The sequence below is a fragment of the Acidiphilium sp. 20-67-58 genome (assembly GCF_002255515.1).
Lineage (GTDB): Bacteria > Pseudomonadota > Alphaproteobacteria > Acetobacterales > Acetobacteraceae > Acidiphilium.
Genome location: NZ_NCAS01000044.1, coordinates 1 through 16715 on the forward strand (window position 1 = coordinate 1; position 16715 = coordinate 16715).

A 16715-nucleotide genomic window follows, 5' to 3' on the forward strand; every position below is an offset into this window, starting at 1 on the left:
ATCGAGGGAAGCGATATCCCTTCAAACGTGCAGGCAGAGTCAAAGCCATCATCCGAAATCGCTACGGGCACACGATCACCACGTCAACCTGACAATGCTTGTCAGAGCAACTTGGCTCGAGACGGAGCGGCCGTTTGCGTAGCGTCTTGGGATGGCATTGTCAGAGCAATCGGATCAACTCGCCTCTTCCCGCTCCATCCGTTGTCGGATGGACGCAATAAGTTGTTCTGTAAGGAGAAAAGCCTCGCATGGCATTTCGCAGGAGACCAACTGGGTACAAAAAAGCGTAGCAAATCAGTCTTCACGACGTTCGCCCGCCGGCACCGCTTTACGTATCGCGGACCGGAGCCGTCGACATATCGCAGCGCGCCATCGGCCGCACTCGCATCTTGTGCGCGATCTCGCCATGCTTGCCGCCAGCGCCGATCGTGGACTTTGATACAGAAAATAATGACCGGTCAGCAAAAATCCCGAGTTGGCATTATTTCTGAATATTCCAGCAATGCGATGTGTGATCGCTGAGGTCAGTTCGCCCATGTAGGCGTTGGCAAGCTGCGAAAGCCTGGCTTCGCGAAAAGATAGCCTTGCATGAGCGTAATCCCGAGATCGTTCAACGCCGAGCATTCGCCAAGCGTTTCGATGCCTTCGGCAACGACGGTGATCCCCATTTCCCGGCACATCGCAGCGCAATGGCTGACAATGCTCCTGCGCCTCTTATCCGACTCGATGCCGCGGATCAGTTCCATGTCGAGCTTCACCAGATCCGGGCGGAATTTGGCGAGTAGATTGAGATTGGAATATCCCGACCCAAAATCATCAATCGCCGTGCGGAAGCCCATAGCTGCGTATTCCGCCACGATATCGGCCAAATGATCGGGCGTGCTCAACAATTCTCCCTCGTTAATCTCGAAGATAAGCTTTCTGGTTGGAAATCTGGTCCGGGCGGCAGCTTGCAGAGTCGTGCGAATGCACGCTCGGGGCTCATAGACTGCATTAGGCAGAAAATTGATCGAGAGATCGCAAGAGCTATCGCCGAGCCCAAGAGCGGCGGCGGTTTCAATCGCCGTCACTCGACATGCTTGGTCAAAAGCATAGAGTTCCGACTGGCCAATGGTTTCCAATATACTCCCTGCCGACTCTCCGGCGGGGCCGCGCACCAAAGCCTCATAGGCGAAGACTGATCGCGCCGCGACATCGATGATTGGCTGAAATGCCATGGCGAGCGGCCTGTCGAATTGCCCCTGTCGACAGCCCGCGCATGATCTTGTGTCTTTGAGGCTCGCTTTTACCAGCCCCATTATCGCGTCGCCATTATTAATACATCCTCAAGTAGATGCTTTCGCGAGATACAAATTAAGTATACAAAAGAATGCAACCAATTATTTAACGTTCGCCTAAAATATATATCACCGTTTCTCGATATCACTGATGGTTCAGTCGGCCGTGCGGGCAGGGCATGCGCCGCATCGTCAATGAGCGGTCTCGGGCCAGCGTTTTGCCGTCCCTTGTCGTCAAACGTGCCATAGCCTTATCGATCGAATATTCGTCAATCCCGGAAATAACGATGAACGCCCCCCAAGGCAATCGCGTGTCCCCGCAGTTGCCCTGCGTGCGCGCACGGCGATTCGCTCACTGCTGTACGCGACGGTTGAAAAGTAGGCCACGTAGCGCGGCTTCTGGTGGACTGCCACCATCGCCGCGCTCAGCAAGCCGTCGCCAGCATCAGTCCTCGATCGCCGCATAGACCAAGGCGCGCAGGTCCATTTCCGGCAGATCGAAACTCGACATCGATTGCGTCATGAAGACGCAGACCACCTGTTCCACCGGGTCGACCCAATAATAGGTCTTCGCGGCGCCGGCCCAGCCGAATTCGCCGATCGAGCCCGGCACCCCGGTCTGCGCCACATCGATCGCGACGCGGGAGCCAAGCCCGAAGCCATAGCCCGGGAATGGTACGCCATCGAGAGCGATCGGGACCAGCGACTTCGGCAGATGGTTGGAATGCATGAAGGCGAGAGTTCTGGAACCGAGGATGCGCACTCCCTCGAGTTCCCCGCCGTTCGCAAGCATCTGCGCGAAACGCAGATAGTCGCCCGCCGTGCCGAAGAGCCCGTGGCCACCGCGCTGGAATGTCGTCCCCGCATTGACCGGATAGGTTCGCTCCACGTCGAGCCGGTCATTGACCCCTTCACTCCATTGGGTGAGCGATTTCTGGAATGTCTGGTTGGGATCGATGAGGTCGGGGCGGCCATACATCGCCGCGAGGCGAGACCGCTTTGCCTCCGGCACCCCGAAGCCGGTATCGACCATGCCGAGTGGTTCGAACAGGCGACCGCGCAAGAAGTCGGCGAGCGTCTCGCCGCTCACCACCTCGATCACGCGCGCGGCAACATCGATGCCGATGCTGTAATGCCAGCGCGAGCCCGGCTCGAAGGCCAGCGGGTAGCGCGCCAGATCGTCGATCGCCTCGGCGAGCGAAACAGTCGGATCTAGCAGCTTGCCGTCCGCATACATCGGCCCGACAGGCGTCTCCTCGAGGAAATGATAGGAAAGCCCGCTTGTGTGCGTCATCAAATCACGCACCATGACCGGCCGGGCCGGCGCAGTGCGCGAGCCGTCCGGCCGCAGCACGGTCAAACCGGCCAACGCGGGAACGTAGCGCGCGACGGGATCGAACAGCCGGAGCCGCCCCTCCTCGACCAGAGTCATTAACGCCGTGCATACGACCGGCTTCGTCATCGAATAAAGGCGGAAAATCGTGTCCGCAGCCATTGGTAAGCCGGCCTCTTTATCGCGAAAGCCATACTGCCCTTGCTGCACAACCACGCCGCGCCGCGCGACGACGGTGTTGATGCCGGCATAGATTCCCCGATCGACATAGCCCTGCATCGCCGCCCCGATACGCTCGAGCCGTTCCGCGCTCATCCCCACCGAGCCGCCACTACCCTTGTCCATGTCTGTGCCTCCTCTCCTTTAATGTTCCGAACTGCGTCCCATTCCAGTCGTACCGGGATGTTGGCAGGCAAGACGATGTTGTCGCAAGCATGACCAAAGATGCTTCGCTGTCGCGACGGTGAGGTCGCAATTAACGCGGAGAGGCCAGCTTCGTCCAAACCAGAAGCGGCGAGCTCATGCGCGGCGTTGTTCGAGACGAACGCCGGGTCATTCCGCTGAACCGTATAGGTTTCACCTGCTCCCCAGGGCGCACCGGTCGAGGTAGTCCCTACTCCGGCCGTCCGGCCTGACGGATCCGATCGAGGCTGATCCTGGTCTCACGGATCGCTTCATCGGCTGCCGCCATGGCCTCTTCCAGATCGCTGAAGTCGAACGCAAGCCGGGGCAGGACGCCACCGGATGGCGCCGGCGGAAGCTCGGCGGGCGTCGCGGGCAGTGGCATTTCGCGCTCGATCCGGGGGCGTCCCCTTCCCCGCCCCGGCAACGGCCGGCGCGGCGGCGCCACGTAGTCGCGCATGCGACCCATGCCCGACAGGCCGAACAACCGCCGCTTGCTGCGGCGCGAAAGCTCGACGACCAGCCCAGCCTCGAGCAGTTCGCCGAGCAGGGCGTGGGCGTTCGCCACATTCATGCCGAGCCGATCGGCGAGCGACTTCGCGGAGATGATCGGGGTTGCCGCCAGGATATCGATCGCCGTGGCGGCCCGGCTGTTCTTGCGCCGCTTGCCGATCGAAGCGCGCGCGACCTGCCAGGCCCGCTCGAGATCGCGGAGGAGGTCCTGGGCGGCCGCGGCCTCGTTCGCCAGTGCGTGGAGCAGAAGCGGGATCCAGCTCTCCCGATCGAAGGGAAGGTCGCCGCCGAGGGCCTGCGGTCCGGTGATCGGAACCGGAAGGTGCAGCAGTCCGCTCTGCTGCCAGAAGCGGATGAGTGCGCCCCGCAATGGAGCTCGTCTCCCGCCCCCGGCCAGCCAGGCATGGGCCGCGTGCGCCGCGCCGAGCAGCGGGGAGGCGCGCGCAACATCCCGCTCGATCGCCTTCATCGCCACCTGGATCTCGCCCTCCTGATCAAAATCGGGCTCGACGATCCACTGGTGCATCGAGAGCGCGTGGCGGGCCGCATCGAAGATGTCGCCCCGCTCGGCGAGGCTCAGCCATGGGTCCATGCGGAGCCGAACCCCCTCGAGCAGGGCCGCGAGATGCCACGGCTCGATCATCTGCCCGTCGACCATTGCCTGGCGGCGCACCGCATCGAGACGAAACCGGTAGAGGAAGGCGCTGCGGAGTGGGTGCATCGAGAGGGCCTGGTCGAGCCGGGCAAACGCTCCGGCTGCCCGCTCGAGGGCGATCATCAGCTGCTGCTGGGCCGGCATTTCAGGGGGAGCCATGAAGTGCCTTGGCCCCGCCGTCCTGACCGGGCTGATGGTGAGGGAGCATAAGCATTTCGTGGACACGGTCGACCGTCTGCCGTCCATGCGCGACCTCGCCGTCACCGCCCCGACCTGACAGGCGCGGCACGCCGGCCACCTTGTGCCGATCTTCTCGACCGGTCGGCCCGAGGCGCGGCCGGCGCTCGAAACCCCGAACCGCCTCGGGCGCGCCGCGCCGGCGCCGGACCCTGATGTGGATCAAGAGCCGGGCCCGGGCTGAGCGGAAAGCTGCGAAAATCCCCGAAAGGTAAATCAATATCTTGATCCGTATTTTTGCGCCATATGCCGTATAGCACAAAATAACCGTCTTTTTTAGGGGGTGATCAGGATTTTTTAACTGATTTCCTGATAAGCATGGTTGTCGCTACTACATAAATTTCGTAGGATTCCGGGCGCAGAACCGCCCGATTCGCGCTCAGGAGAGGCCCCTCGTGCCCGATGACACCGCATTCGCACCGCAAGACCGCCTCGACGCGCCATCCGTAGGCAGCCTGGTGCCCTCCCCTCCCCCGCTCGCCGGCGACGGGCACGCGGTCCGGCGCTGGTTCAGCGAGATCGAGGACGAGCCGGTCCCGGTGGCCGATGGCACGCTCGCCGGCGCCCGCAGCGCCGCCAGCGCCTATGCCCGCCGGGCCAAGGCGGACAACACCAGGCGGGCCTACCGGGCCGCGGTGCGCGTCTGGTGCCTCTGGTGCGACCGCCACGGGCTGACGCCCCTCCCCGCCTCCGGCGCGGATGTCGCGGCCTTCCTCGCCGATGAGCGCGGCCGCGGCGTCTCACCCGAAACGCTGAAGCTCCGGCGCGCCGCGATCCGCTACCTTCACCGGCTCGCCGGCTGCCCGGTGCCGACCGATGATGCCTGCGTCGCCGAGACCATGGCGGGCATCCAGCGTGACGCCGCCTCCCGCGGCGAGATCCGCCGCAAGAAGGTGGCGGCGACTACGACGGTGATCCGCCGGCTGCTGGCACCGATCGGCGATACCGGGCTGATCGACTTGCGCGACCGCGCGCTGATCCTGGTCGGCTTCGCCGGCGCGCTGCGGCGCTCGGAACTCGCCGGCATCAGGATCGAGCACCTGACACCGTCAGAGCGGGGGCTCCGGCTGACCCTGCCGCAGACCAAAGGAAGCCAGGCCGAGGCGGTCACCGTCGCCCTGCCCTACGGCGATACCGAACTCTGCCCGGTGCATGCCCTTGAGCGCTGGCGGGTCGCCGCGGGGTTGCAGCGGGGTCCGTTGTTCCGCCGGATCTGGTCTCCGCCATCCGGCCGCAAGGGGCGCGAGCGGACCGCGCCGCCGGGGCCGGTCATCGGCGAGCGGGCCCTCACCCCGCAAAGCGTGGCCCTGATCATCCAGCGCCGGGCCATGGCGGCCGGGTTCGGCCGGCGTGACCTGGGCGGGCACAGCCTCAAGCGCGGCGCGCTGACCACCGGGATGGAGCGCGGCGTCCATCCGGCCCGCCTGAAGCGGCTCGGCCGCCACAAGAGCTATGACGTGCTCGGGGAGTATCTGGAGTTCGGCGACCTGTTTGACGGGCACCCGCTGGATGGGGTGCTCTAAATCCGTCGGACTCCGTTTCAGGCCAATCCGGATCACCTGCAGGCGCAAAGTGCCCTTGCCTGCTGTGCTGCGCCTACCAGACCAGCCCTGGCATCAAGCTAGCGGCACTCGAAGCGCATTTCGCGTACTCGTCACTGAACCTCTTCGTCGACCGGTCGGAGTGATACAGGGACTATGGCCGCGTCCACGAACGTGACCAGGTCGAGCAGATCGATGAGCGGATCATCGGGATCCTGAACTAGTTGGGGATCTCGTTCGCCCGGGTTTCGATTGAACACGGCGAACGGCAGGCTGTCGCGATGGTTCTCGAGCAGGCACCGCAGGCTGCGTATGCGAAGGGACTGCCGATGGAGAGCGAACCATCGCTAGGTACATAAACGGAACTCCCGGGGAGTTCTTGAGGCCGCCAGTGCAATCAGCTTATTGTCGCCTACGAGAGTGCCGATAAGGCAAGGACGCCTTAGACGGCGGACATCTCCGTGTATTCGGCCCCTCCCCTTTCACGGACATCTGTCTTGATGTCTCATAATCTTATCGCGAGTGTAGCCTTGTCAGCTGACAAGTTCGCGGCGAGAAGTGACTCTACCCGTTCTGGAAGGTGGGCACGGGCTGCGCAAATACACAATTTTCCTGATTTTGTTTATAGAACCGGAGGCATGGTGCCGCGCTCCCTCAAGCGCCTTGTCATCTGACAAGGTCTATCCGGTACAATAACACAGCTGACGAACCTTGGAAAAAATGGACGCGCCGTTGGTCTGACTCGGTTGGGGGTTGGATCAGCCATTTTTGGACCGGTTGGACGCAACTTGCCGCTCATAGGCATCAGCGAGTTCTGGGAGTGCGCTTCGAATAAATTCCCGCAGCGGCGCAGCATGATCTTTGCTAAACCGAATGGTGACGCTGGACCCGGAAAAACTTGCCGTGCCAATTCGAACATCTTTCGAGGTCAGAAGATCGATCTCGTCAGACGACTTCAAATGCTCTGCCTGAAGCGTCGCCATGGCGAGGCTAAAGCGCTCGTTCGACGAGGCCGGGGCCTTGTCACCTGACAAGGTTTGGCGAACGTCCGCTTCCCTGGATGGATCGGATTCCAGCGCTTTGGCAAGGTTGAGCCACCGGGGACGACCGATCTTGGGTGCACGACCGATGGTCTCGATGAGCTCGCGCGAAATCACGCGGGTCACCATCCGCATCTTCGAGAGTTCGGCGTCATCGATACTCAGTGCGCCTTTGATGTCGCGTGGATCTATCCTGCGGTCTTCCATCTTTCTGGCGAACGACGCACGCTCAATCCAGCTCAGATCCTGTCGAGACTCGTTTTCCAGTCCTTGCGTGATGATCAGTTCCCTGTCGTCCAGGGCGACAACGAACGCCCTGACTTTGACACCCAGATGCTGGGCGGCTCTCCAACGACGGTGGCCATAGACGATCTGGTAGCGACCGGGCTTGGATGGGTGGGGGCGGACTTGAATCGGAAGCTTCTGTCCCTCGGCAGAAATTGAATCCACCAGGGCATTAAAGCCTTCCTGATCATCGTCCGGCAGACGATCAGGGATCGGGGAGGGCTCCAAGATGGCCGGGTCCAACTCATCGGGGGCCATATTCGAAAGCCTGGCCCTAAGCTGGTCACGCTCCTCGCGGAGTTGGGAGATCGACCGCTCGGTGGCCGCGACAACGCCGGCCGGCATCCTGGGTGTGTGGTGAGGTGCGGGGGAGAAAGACGGATTGTTTGGTTCGACCGGTTCTTTGTCGGGGCGCAGGGATTCGGAAAGCAGGTTGAAGCTGCCGACGATCGATCGTGATGGCTTCTTGCTCATTTGCGCCCCCAGGCCCTGTTGATCATCTCGAGGATCGCGAAATTGACGGCATCCATGGAATCCCGCGCACGCCGATACGTGTCACGACCGACATCACCGGGTGCCAGTTCGTAGATGCTCTTCTTGTGCAGTCCGGCGCTCTCTACCGCAGTGCTTTCGATCGCGGTCGGAATAAAGACGTCATCGGCGAAAAGGTGGCGCATCAACGAGACGATTTGCGTCTGCGGCTGGTCGTTAGGGTCATGTCGCGTGATCAGGTATTTGAGGAAGTCCTGCTGCAGGGCTGCGCCAGCACTACCGATCACACTGATCAGATCCCCCATCATCAAAAGGAACTGGGACATTGACATCATATCGAGCATTGCCGGATGAACCGTAACAATTAGCCCGGTGGCCGCACAGATGGCGCCAAGAGTCAGGAAGCCAAGTGATGGCGGCGTGTCGAGAATGACGATGTCATAGTCGTCTTCAACCTCGGCAATCGACACCCTGAGACGCTCGAAGAACAGAGCCGCTTCGCCGCCGTTGCTCTCAGCAAGAAGGCGAGGGGTCTCGTGCTCGTACTCCATGACTTCGATGTTGCCAGGAATGAGATCGATCCCGGTAAAGTATGTCTTGCGCACGATCTCGCGCATCGGGCGTCTGTCTTCGCCGCTTCGCAGAGATGCGAAAATCGTCTCGTTGGCACCGACATCAAGTTCGGGCTGGGCACCGAACATTGCGGAAAGGCTGGCCTGGGGATCGAGATCGATCGCCAGCACCCGATAACCCTGCAGCGCCAGGTAGTGGCAGAGATGCGCGCTTGAGGTGGTCTTGGCCGAACCGCCCTTGAAATTCACGACTCCGAGGATCTGGAGGTGTTCGCCAGCGCGCCGGCGAGGTAGGTAGCGGAGAGCATCGTTCGGCTTCTGTGCGGCAAAGAATTGCCTGAGCTCGTTGACCTGCTCAAGCGTATAAGTCCGGTGGTTGTTTTCACGCCGCGAAGGGATCGGGCCCTTACCCTCAATCGACATCGTCCGCAGCGTCGATTCGGGGATAGACGTCAGTGACGAGACTTCATGCGTTGCAAACGGCCTGAGGGATTTCTGTGCCTCCGGTGGATACATGCGCTGTCGCAATATATGAAGTTGATTGGACAAAAGTGTCGCATGTCGGACGATTTTGTCAGGCGGCGACTCGATCTGGTCCATTATGATTGAAACCCTCCGAAGACTAAATGACGCCTCGATCTGACGGCAAAAATGCGCCCTGACAGGCGTTATCCGTCATGTCATATGGGCCTTGAAACTTGTTGTCCAGAAAATTCGGCTTCTTATGATAGCTGAAGAACTGCCATTAAGTGCTTGAGATGCGGTTCTATCCATTTTTTTGGTGAGCCAGCGTTCCGCGATTCGCGGGGGGAGGCACCCCGAGTCGGATCCGGTCGGCAGGATCTTATCCACAGGTCGTGAGCCTCTCTTGTGGACTTCAGTGATAAAATCTGTGGACTCTTGAGAGAGACCAGAAGTGGAAAATCAACGACTTAACAGGATTATCCCGTGGACCCTTGCGATGAAACTAATAATAAGAATCTAATATTCTACCAAATAGCTTCCTCTCCAAAGTCCACAGCGACAGATGTTGATAACTTTGCTATATCGGATTTGTCCGATCACCGAGTCACTGGAAAATGCGATGGGAGAAATCCATAATCTAATCGAGGCGAGGGGAAGGGCAGGGGCGCTTGATGCCGGTATCGAGCGCAGTTTTGTTGAAGCTGCGGCCCAGTATATGGGGGACGAGGACACGACCCTGAGCTTTGCCTATTCGGGTTGGGCTCAGTGCGCCCTCCCTCATCGCAGGCTGGCGGATGATCAACCATGGGAAATCAGCATTGAAAGAACAAGGCTTGTCGTCGAGCCTGGTCGGAAGCCCAGGAGCGAAGAAGGCCCTCTAGATTTCGTCGGTGTACCGTTTGGGGCACATGCACGACTTATCCTTCTCTACCTTCAGACCGAGGCGATCAGGACCGGGTCGAGAGAAATCGAGCTCGGGCGCTCTTTGCGGGACTGGCTGAGTCGAATCGGGGTAAGCGTCGGCGGCAAGACAGCGAAGTTGGTCAAAGATCAGGCCGAGAGGATCAGCCGCTGCCGCCTGACATTTCACATTCAGGGCGGCAAATCAGTCGGTTTGATCAACCAGTCGATTATGGACGGCGCCCTGTTCGTCGAAGATACCGAGGAGGGCAGCGGAAAGCCGATGCTCTCAATGGCGCGACTCTCGGAGGGCTTTTTCGAGCAGCTGCAAAAGCATCCGGTTCCGCTTGAGGAAGCTGCCATCAAGGCCATCAACAACAACCCCGGGGCGCTGGATTGCTACCTCTGGCTGGCCTACCGCCTGCACGCACTGCCCGCCGCAAAGCTAGTCACCTGGAAGGCTCTGAAGGCGCAGTTCGGCTGCGGCTATCGAGAAGTATATCATTTCAAGGCTCGCTGGCCGAGTGCGCTGAAGCTGGCTCTTGCGGTATATCCAGATGCGCAGGTGGATATCGTGGACGAGGGTGTAATTCTGAAATCGAGCCGGCCACCGGTGCGTCCTCGCGTGCAATCGATCCGATAGACACCTACTGTTCCGCATCAAGGCTGGCATCACCAGAGTCCACGCCAGCACGCCAGGCTCGATTTCCTCACCAAAGTCCACATCCTGATCTCTGTTTTCTTGGCATCTCACCAGAGTCCATGCCCTGGTGCCGGTCCTATGGCATCTCACCAGAGTCCACGCCCTGGTGCCGGTCCTATGGCATCTCACCAGAGTCCACGCCCTGGTGCCGGTTCTATGGCAACTCACTAGAGTCCACGCCCTAGTCGTCGAGCTTTTCCCGAGATCCGGAATCATTTGTGGTCGCAAGGTCAACATCACGAGATCAAAGGTTTATCCGCCGCTCACCCTTGTCAGCTGACAGGGTCGATATGGCTGGTTGCGCACCCACCAACGCTGCCTCTCACCAAAATCCACACTCGTTTGCATCCTGACTCTGGGCACAAACCGTGGACTTTAGTGAGCAATGGTCCAAGCATATCACCAGAGTCCACGGTTTGTGCCGAATGGGTACCTCGGCATTGCACCGGGAGCCGACGCTGGTTTGAAGCGTGATTTCGGCATGACCCCGTGGACTCTGGTGAGGGGATCGGGTCTTCACCAGACGAAATGGGCACCAATCGGATCGATCGGGTGCGCGGCATGCTGAATGACGCGATGTAAAGCGCGGCGCCGGACGACAATGGCCCGGAAATCAGCCCATGAGCAGACGGAAAACCCGGTGCTTGCTGCACAGATCAGTCGCAGACAAGCCCGCCTGATACTCTTTCAAAATGCCAATGTTCTGCTCGTTCGAACCTTGCCGGCCCTATTGCCTGGCTCCTGCTTGAGAGAACTGGCAAACCTTAAACCGAGGACCTCCCAGGGGAGCAGGTCGCGCCCCCCTCAGCCTTCTCCATACCATCCGCCTGGTGACGCGAGTGATGTGCGGCGCGGGGGGGGGCTCCGCGGTGGAAGAGTCCGGAGTGTCTGAGTGTGGCCACGTGCAGGGCGGTGTTGCCGGCTACGCCACCTCCCAGACCACGCCATCGTCGAGACGCTTGATGTAATCCACCGCGCTGCCGTTCCAGTGATAGGCATAATGCGCGCCCTGGATGGGAATCGGAATGACGTCGGGCCAGAAAACAGCGATGCACTGACCGTCCGGATAGCGGATACTTGGCCATATGATGCCGTTTGATCCTGCTGCGCGTCGTTCGGCTCCGAAGGTCTGCGAGGCGACATATTCATTGGGATGAAGGAGGTCGGCACGGCCGGTCGCGTCGTCCAGATCTACATCGATGGTTCCGACAAGTTCGCGGAACTGCGAGGTCCAGCCGGGGTCTTCGTTGGTGGCGCGCATGAAGCGGGCGTGGTGGTGGATGGTTTCGGCTATCGCGACTTCCGTGCGGTCGCCCGCGTAGTAGAGTCCGAAGCTGCCATCTGAGAATCGGCTAGGCCGTAGAGGTGAGCAATGAACGAATGGTGCCATAACCCAACTGGCGCCCGGCCCGGTTACGCGCCGCGCCACTGGCACCTTGGACAGATCTCCGATGCTATCGCGGATGCGCGGGTTGAACTTGGCCTCCGCCGAGGCCAAAGCATCCCAGTCCGCCGGGTCGGCAATGTCCTCAAAGAGATCAATCGGCGGATAGATAGAGCGGATAATGCGTATGGTGCGCGGCCAGCTCACCCGGCGGATCGGTACATTCACCAAGCGCCCCGTTCTGCATCCAGGTATTTCCGAAGGTCCATCAGATCGGTGATCTCTCCGCGCAACATCAAATCCAGGCCGCTTCGACCCTCGAAGGCGTCGTTGGGCTTGCGGATCCACGCGTATCCGCGGGCAGGGTCGGTGAACAGATAGCGCAGCGCCTTATGGATCCCCATAAGTATCGCCATCCGGGCACGCAGGTCACGGTCGATACGGCCGACGTCACCAGCCTTCCAGCGCGCCCATGTCCGCTGGGCCATCTCGCCAAGGAGCACTCGGGCTTCCTGATCGGTCAGGCTCCAGGCGCGAAAAAGATTGACGGTAGCTCGAGCTAGCGCCGTTGCTTCCTCATCTGTGATAACGGGAATGTCAGGACGTGCCGTGAGTGGCTGAACCGTGGCGAATTTCACAACTGCTCTCCTCTGGCACTTATATTATAGAGATGTGCCAATTGGCAATGGGAGTGAGTGGGCGTCACTGCACGATCGGCCGGAGCAGCAAGGACAATGTCGGCCTATGGCCCGAGGAAGATTCCGAAACTATGCAGTAGCGGCAGTTTAAGGAACTGCGGCAGCGAGCGGCCACGGTGCCGCAGAGCCGGACAAGATCCCAGGACCAGGCTAATTGCCCCCTGACCGTGGTTTGCGGATGGCGGACAAAATCCAGCAGGTCGGACTGCCGGTCCCGAGTCGCATGCGCCCGGCGCTCTCAGGCTAGCCATCTACGCCGTCTGCGACTCGGGGGTGCAAAGAAAAATTTTAGGAAAAGGCGTTTTATATCAGCCGCTAAGCGCGACTCGGGCGCAAGAAACTGTGGACTCGCTCCGTGAATCTCTGAATGGTGACTGACTAGCCATAGAGATGGTGGAGTGAACAGGATGCCGAACACACGTACCGCCGGCGATGATGCGAGCGCACGCTACAGGCGCAGGCAACGCGCGCGCGGCGCTACAGGTGTGCTCGTCCACCTTCCGAACGAGACGATCAGCCTGATCGACACCATCAAGGAGCGAAAAGGTCTGCGCAGCCGCGGCCAAGCGCTCCAGCAGCTCATTGAGGAATGGAGGGCGGCCTCACCCAGAACTTTATAACCCAGACGCGCGAAAGCCCGCCTTGCCGGGCGGGCTTTCGCTAAATTCGCTACGGGCTCCGAGAGCCGTTCGGTGATTTCGCAATCCCGAACATACTCATCGGAAGCCATCCTGCCAAGTGGAAATTGCCGTTTCCGCTCACGGGAGGGCTTTGCCCGTCGCGATCCGACACTGATGGAGGATCAAGATGGAGAATTTCCGCCCCGAATCGGGGCCGGGTCCCAAACGAGGAGGCGTGCGCGGCGTGCGGCGCCTCACGCTCGGGATGGTTGCGACAGAGCGACTCGCCGATGATTTCGGTACGGTGAGTGAGGGCGGCCAGGTCGACCCCGGCCGGGTGCTGGCCGCCTTCAAGGCGGCGGCTCCGTATCTGCGGTTCGGCCCGCGGATCACGCAGGCGATCGACTGGCTGTTCCGCTTCACCCAGGTGCAGGACTGGCAGGAAGGCGCGCGGCCGATCGTCTGGCCGTCGGCGGCGATGCAGATGGAGGCGCTGTGCCTGAGCGAGGCGCAGGTGAAGCGGCTGAACCGGCTGCTCGCCCATCTCGGGCTGGTCACCATGCGCGACAGTCCGAACGGCAAGCGGTATGGCCGGCGGGACCTGCGCGGCCGGATCGTCGAGGCGTATGGCTTCGATCTCTCGCCCATTGCGGTCCGCCAGGCCGAGTTCCGGGAGATCGCAGAGCGTGGCCGGGCCCGCTTCGAGGCGCTGAAGCAGCTGCGCCGGCGGGCGACGATCGCCGTGCGCGGGATCCAGCAGATCGTGGAGACGGCGACAGAGCTCGGGATCGCCGAGGGGTGGGCCCGCCAGGCGGATGAGGCGAGGCGCCTGGTCGCGCGGATCCGTCGCATCGAGGAGCTGGACGAGGTGACGCTCGGCGTGACGACGCTGGAAAACCGGCAGGCGGACCTTCGTGGCAGGCTCGAGGCGGCGATGGACGCGCTGAAGGAAGCCGTGAAGGCTGGTGTCGAATCAACAAATATGAGCCCCAAGGGGCTCACTGATGAGCCTCATATTACACATACAAACCAGACTCTTAATCCTACGGATCACGTATCTGCATTGAGAAAGCGTAGCTCGACCTCGGGTGGCGCGGGCACGAGCGCTGGAGGCTCGACGAGGACTGGCAGGAATGGAGATGGGAAGGAAGCCGGGCATCGGTCGACCGGCAGTCGGGCGATAAAGCCTGAAATCCCGCCGGACGGCACGGTGTTCCGCATGACGCCGGACGAGCTGGTCAGGCTGGCGCCCCGGTTGCGGGCCTACCTGGCGAAATCCTCGCCCGGATGGCCGGAGATCGTGGAGGCGGCCGACTGGCTGCGTCATGACCTCGGTGTCTCGAAGCCGCTATGGGGGGATGCATGCCTGGCGATGGGGCGCGAACAGGCGGCGGTGGCACTGGCCATCGTCTCGACCAAGCCGAGCGACCACTTCCGCGGCTCGCCGGGTGGATATTTCCACGGGATGGTGGCCCGGGCGCGGGCCGGCGAGCTGAACCTAGCGCGATCGATCTGGGGGATCCGGGCAGCGAGCGGGATGCCGCGGCCACCAAGGTCGCACGCATGTGACGCGTCGCGCTCGATCTAATGTCTGCAATACAGCCGGGTGGTTTGCATCGCGCTCGGCTACAAAGGCCTGATCGATCGGAACTTGGCTCTTCGAATGCGCCTGAGCTTGGCTGTCGCAGAACTGTATTTTTGTCAGAACCACCCTGTAGATGGATAGTCCTGATAGCCGCGGCGACGTTTGGCGCGAGCCAGACGGCGGAGGGCATCGATGGCGGTGCCGAGATCGGGGAGGGGGTCAAACCGGGAGTGTGTGGAACGTCCGATCCGCCCCCAGGTTCGTGCGAGGCCGACGGCACCGAACAGGTCTGTAACGATCTCGATCTGGTAGTAGCGCTTTTCGTTGTGTTCGGGTCGGACCCGGATGAGTCTGATTTGCTCTGGGAACAGAGCCAACTGCATCGATTTGAAATCCCTTTCTGTCGCACGACACGCGTCAGATGCGGAATATTGCAGATGACCAGGTTGCAGCGAGGCGTGTCGATATATCTGACTGGATCTGGGTGCCTCGATATTTTGCTGAGAGGAGTTCATAGCCGGCAAAGTCTAACAAAGAGGCTATGCCCGTGCCACCCAGATCCGTAGGCTCAAGAATGAAGCGTGATGTCGGGATGATTGATAGGGGGAGCGAGTAAGCCGAGGCGGCTGGTGCCCTAATGAGCCAGGTTGTTAAGAACCTTGCGCTCGCATCGTCATCCTGCGCCTCTCCTCATGAGATCGTTGGTGATTGTGTCGAGCTTTATGTATTGGATTTTGCGATACGGTGCGCTATATGGCAGGCAAGGAGATTAGCCATGGCCACAGTAGCTGAACGCAAGGAATACCCGATCTCGATGCGCTTGCCCGAGGCGGATGTTGCAATGATCGATCGCGCTGCGAGCTTGCGCGGGCGTTCGCGCACGGATTTCGTACGTGACGCCGCTGTGCGTGCGGCCGAAGAGGTTGTGATGGAGCAGGGCTTGATCCGGATGAGCGCGGAAGGCTTCGCCGAATTCATGGATGTGTTGGCGCGTCCCGCCGCTCCGGTGCCGGAGATGGTGGAAGTCCTGAAGCGACCCGCGCCGTGGGAGCCGGGTTACGTTGCCAAGCGGTGAGCTATTTGCCGCTGTCGGAGCCTGAACCACTTACCGCTGATCACGATGTATCGGAGTTCTCCTGCGGGAAATCGCCGCTTGATCAATGGCTCAAATCGCGCGCGCTTTCCAACCAGCAGAAGGGCTTTACCGCCGTCGTCGTTGTGCATGAGGCTGGTCGTGTTGTTGGATATTACGGCCTTGCTCCCACCGCTATCGTGCCGACAGTTCTGCCCCGCTCGATCCGGACAGGGCAGCCACCCAATCCCGTTCCATGCATGTTACTCGGTCAACTGGCGATCGATACCAGGTGGGCGGGGTTGGGCATCGGCACTGGCCTTGTGAAGCACGCCCTTCAGCGCTGCGTTCAGGCGGCTTCGCTTATTGGCGGTCGGGCCTTGATGGTCAACGCGGTCGATAAGGAAGCCGCCGAATTCTGGCAGCGGCGCGGCTTTGAGCAATCGAGGGACGATCCGTTGGTCCTGCTCCGCTCGATCGGCGATATCGCGGCGTCACTCGGTGTGAGGGGTGGGAACTAAAAGCCAAGTTCCTGGCATTCGGTCACATGGAAGCCGTTCGGCGGTGAAGGTAGCACTGGCAATGGGAGGAGCCTCGAAATCCATTCCGTGGCGTAGGCATATGTCGACCAGGCGATGTTCTGGTGGATATCCTTGCTCCAGGCGGAATATCGAGATATCTATAAACAGATATTTGAATATCTTGAGGCGCCCATGCCCCTTTATATCCGCGATGATGCGACCGCCGAGCTTGTCGCCAAACTGGCGAAAGAGCGGGGTTTAACCAAACAGGATGCCGTGCGGCTTGCGGTGCAGGCCGAGCTTGACCGAACCCGCGAAGCCAGGGGTCGTTTGCGGGAGGGGGCGAAATCCTACGCTAAGGTTTTGGCCAGCGATATTCTCCGGTGAGATTGATGTGTTCCCATCCGAGCGGCGAGACAT

General features: G+C 60.8%; 13 protein-coding genes and 1 pseudogene. 6 read left to right on the plus strand and 8 right to left on the minus strand.

Translation table 11 applies throughout. The annotated features are described in order from the left end of the window. Positions 1-524: 524 nt before the first annotated feature. The 3 genes from B7Z76_RS13855 to B7Z76_RS13865 form a co-directional block, all read right to left on the minus strand. Positions 525-1217, minus strand: coding sequence for an EAL domain-containing protein (locus B7Z76_RS13855; protein ID WP_291344652.1), 693 nt, complete (start codon positions 1215-1217; stop codon positions 525-527). Between the two features lie 505 nt (positions 1218-1722). Beyond that, complete coding sequence (locus B7Z76_RS13860) at positions 1723-2955, minus strand: serine hydrolase (RefSeq protein ID WP_291344654.1); 1233 nt, start codon at positions 2953-2955, stop codon at positions 1723-1725. Between the two features lie 268 nt (positions 2956-3223). Then, entirely contained in the window at positions 3224-4339 is a 1116-nt protein-coding gene (locus tag B7Z76_RS13865) for a hypothetical protein (protein WP_291344656.1), read from the minus strand. A gap of 473 nt (positions 4340-4812) precedes the next feature. On the opposite strand from B7Z76_RS13865, the gene B7Z76_RS13870 reads away from it, so the two are divergent. Beyond that, entirely contained in the window at positions 4813-5940 is a 1128-nt protein-coding gene (locus B7Z76_RS13870) for a site-specific integrase (protein WP_174501852.1), read from the plus strand. Positions 5941-6716: 776 nt separating this feature from the next. Here B7Z76_RS13870 and repB read toward each other — a convergent pair. Beyond that, positions 6717-7757, minus strand: a complete 1041-nt coding sequence (gene repB / locus B7Z76_RS13875) for a plasmid partitioning protein RepB (RefSeq protein ID WP_174501851.1) — start codon at positions 7755-7757, stop codon at positions 6717-6719. Beyond that, positions 7754-8947, minus strand: coding sequence for a plasmid partitioning protein RepA (gene repA, locus B7Z76_RS13880; protein WP_174501850.1), 1194 nt, complete (start codon positions 8945-8947; stop codon positions 7754-7756). Before repA ends, repB begins: the two co-directional genes overlap by 4 nt. A 484-nt stretch (positions 8948-9431) precedes the next feature. Here repA and B7Z76_RS13885 point away from each other — a divergent pair, with 484 nt between their 5' ends. Next, on the plus strand, positions 9432-10355 hold the full coding sequence (locus B7Z76_RS13885; RefSeq protein WP_013635080.1) for a replication protein RepA: 924 nt from the start codon (positions 9432-9434) through the stop codon (positions 10353-10355). Positions 10356-11337: 982 nt separating this feature from the next. On the opposite strand, the gene B7Z76_RS13890 is transcribed toward B7Z76_RS13885, so the two are convergent. Together B7Z76_RS13890 and B7Z76_RS13895 are read right to left on the minus strand one after the other, a co-directional pair. Beyond that, a complete protein-coding gene (locus B7Z76_RS13890) occupies positions 11338-12027 on the minus strand; it encodes an RES family NAD+ phosphorylase (RefSeq protein ID WP_236656141.1) in 690 nt (229 codons plus the stop codon). Beyond that, positions 12024-12437 (minus strand): MbcA/ParS/Xre antitoxin family protein, encoded by a 414-nt coding sequence (locus B7Z76_RS13895; RefSeq protein ID WP_013635079.1) that lies wholly within the window; start codon positions 12435-12437, stop codon positions 12024-12026. Before B7Z76_RS13895 ends, B7Z76_RS13890 begins: the two co-directional genes overlap by 4 nt. A gap of 867 nt (positions 12438-13304) precedes the next feature. Here B7Z76_RS13895 and repC point away from each other — a divergent pair. Further along, positions 13305-14705, plus strand: a complete 1401-nt coding sequence (gene repC / locus B7Z76_RS13900; RefSeq protein WP_291344666.1) for a plasmid replication protein RepC — start codon at positions 13305-13307, stop codon at positions 14703-14705. Between the two features lie 113 nt (positions 14706-14818). On the opposite strand, the gene B7Z76_RS13905 is transcribed toward repC, so the two are convergent. Continuing rightward, the gene (locus tag B7Z76_RS13905) at positions 14819-15085 is read right to left on the minus strand and encodes a WGR domain-containing protein (RefSeq protein ID WP_011930438.1); all 267 of its coding nucleotides are present in this window, start codon (positions 15083-15085) and stop codon (positions 14819-14821) included. Positions 15086-15477: 392 nt separating this feature from the next. On the opposite strand from B7Z76_RS13905, the gene B7Z76_RS13910 reads away from it, so the two are divergent. The 3 genes and pseudogenes from B7Z76_RS13910 to B7Z76_RS16410 all read left to right on the plus strand — a co-directional run. Beyond that, on the plus strand, positions 15478-15777 hold the full coding sequence (locus B7Z76_RS13910) for a DUF1778 domain-containing protein (RefSeq protein ID WP_007424913.1): 300 nt from the start codon (positions 15478-15480) through the stop codon (positions 15775-15777). Further along, positions 15774-16295 carry a GNAT family N-acetyltransferase gene (locus B7Z76_RS13915; protein WP_408736378.1) on the plus strand — a complete coding sequence of 174 codons (522 nt, stop codon included), beginning with the start codon at positions 15774-15776 and terminating at the stop codon, positions 16293-16295. The genes B7Z76_RS13910 and B7Z76_RS13915 overlap by 4 nt, the downstream gene beginning before the upstream one ends. A gap of 192 nt (positions 16296-16487) precedes the next feature. After that, positions 16488-16583: pseudogene (locus B7Z76_RS16410) on the plus strand (type II toxin-antitoxin system VapB family antitoxin); the annotation flags it as partial. Between the last annotated feature and the right edge of the window lie 132 nt (positions 16584-16715).

What these genes read in the sequence shown, in the direction of transcription:
- B7Z76_RS13855 (WP_291344652.1), bottom strand. Translation starts at nt 1,217, where the DNA reads ATGGCATTTCAGCCAATCATCGATGTCGCGGCGCGATCAGTCTTCGCC.
- B7Z76_RS13860 (WP_291344654.1), bottom strand. Translation starts at nt 2,955, where the DNA reads ATGGACAAGGGTAGTGGCGGCTCGGTGGGGATGAGCGCGGAACGGCTC.
- B7Z76_RS13865 (WP_291344656.1), bottom strand. Translation starts at nt 4,339, where the DNA reads ATGGCTCCCCCTGAAATGCCGGCCCAGCAGCAGCTGATGATCGCCCTC.
- repB (WP_174501851.1), bottom strand. Translation starts at nt 7,757, where the DNA reads ATGAGCAAGAAGCCATCACGATCGATCGTCGGCAGCTTCAACCTGCTT.
- repA (WP_174501850.1), bottom strand. Translation starts at nt 8,947, where the DNA reads ATGGACCAGATCGAGTCGCCGCCTGACAAAATCGTCCGACATGCGACA.
- B7Z76_RS13885 (WP_013635080.1), top strand. Translation starts at nt 9,432, where the DNA reads ATGGGAGAAATCCATAATCTAATCGAGGCGAGGGGAAGGGCAGGGGCG.
- repC (WP_291344666.1), top strand. Translation starts at nt 13,305, where the DNA reads ATGGAGAATTTCCGCCCCGAATCGGGGCCGGGTCCCAAACGAGGAGGC.
- B7Z76_RS13905 (WP_011930438.1), bottom strand. Translation starts at nt 15,085, where the DNA reads ATGCAGTTGGCTCTGTTCCCAGAGCAAATCAGACTCATCCGGGTCCGA.
- B7Z76_RS13910 (WP_007424913.1), top strand. Translation starts at nt 15,478, where the DNA reads ATGGCCACAGTAGCTGAACGCAAGGAATACCCGATCTCGATGCGCTTG.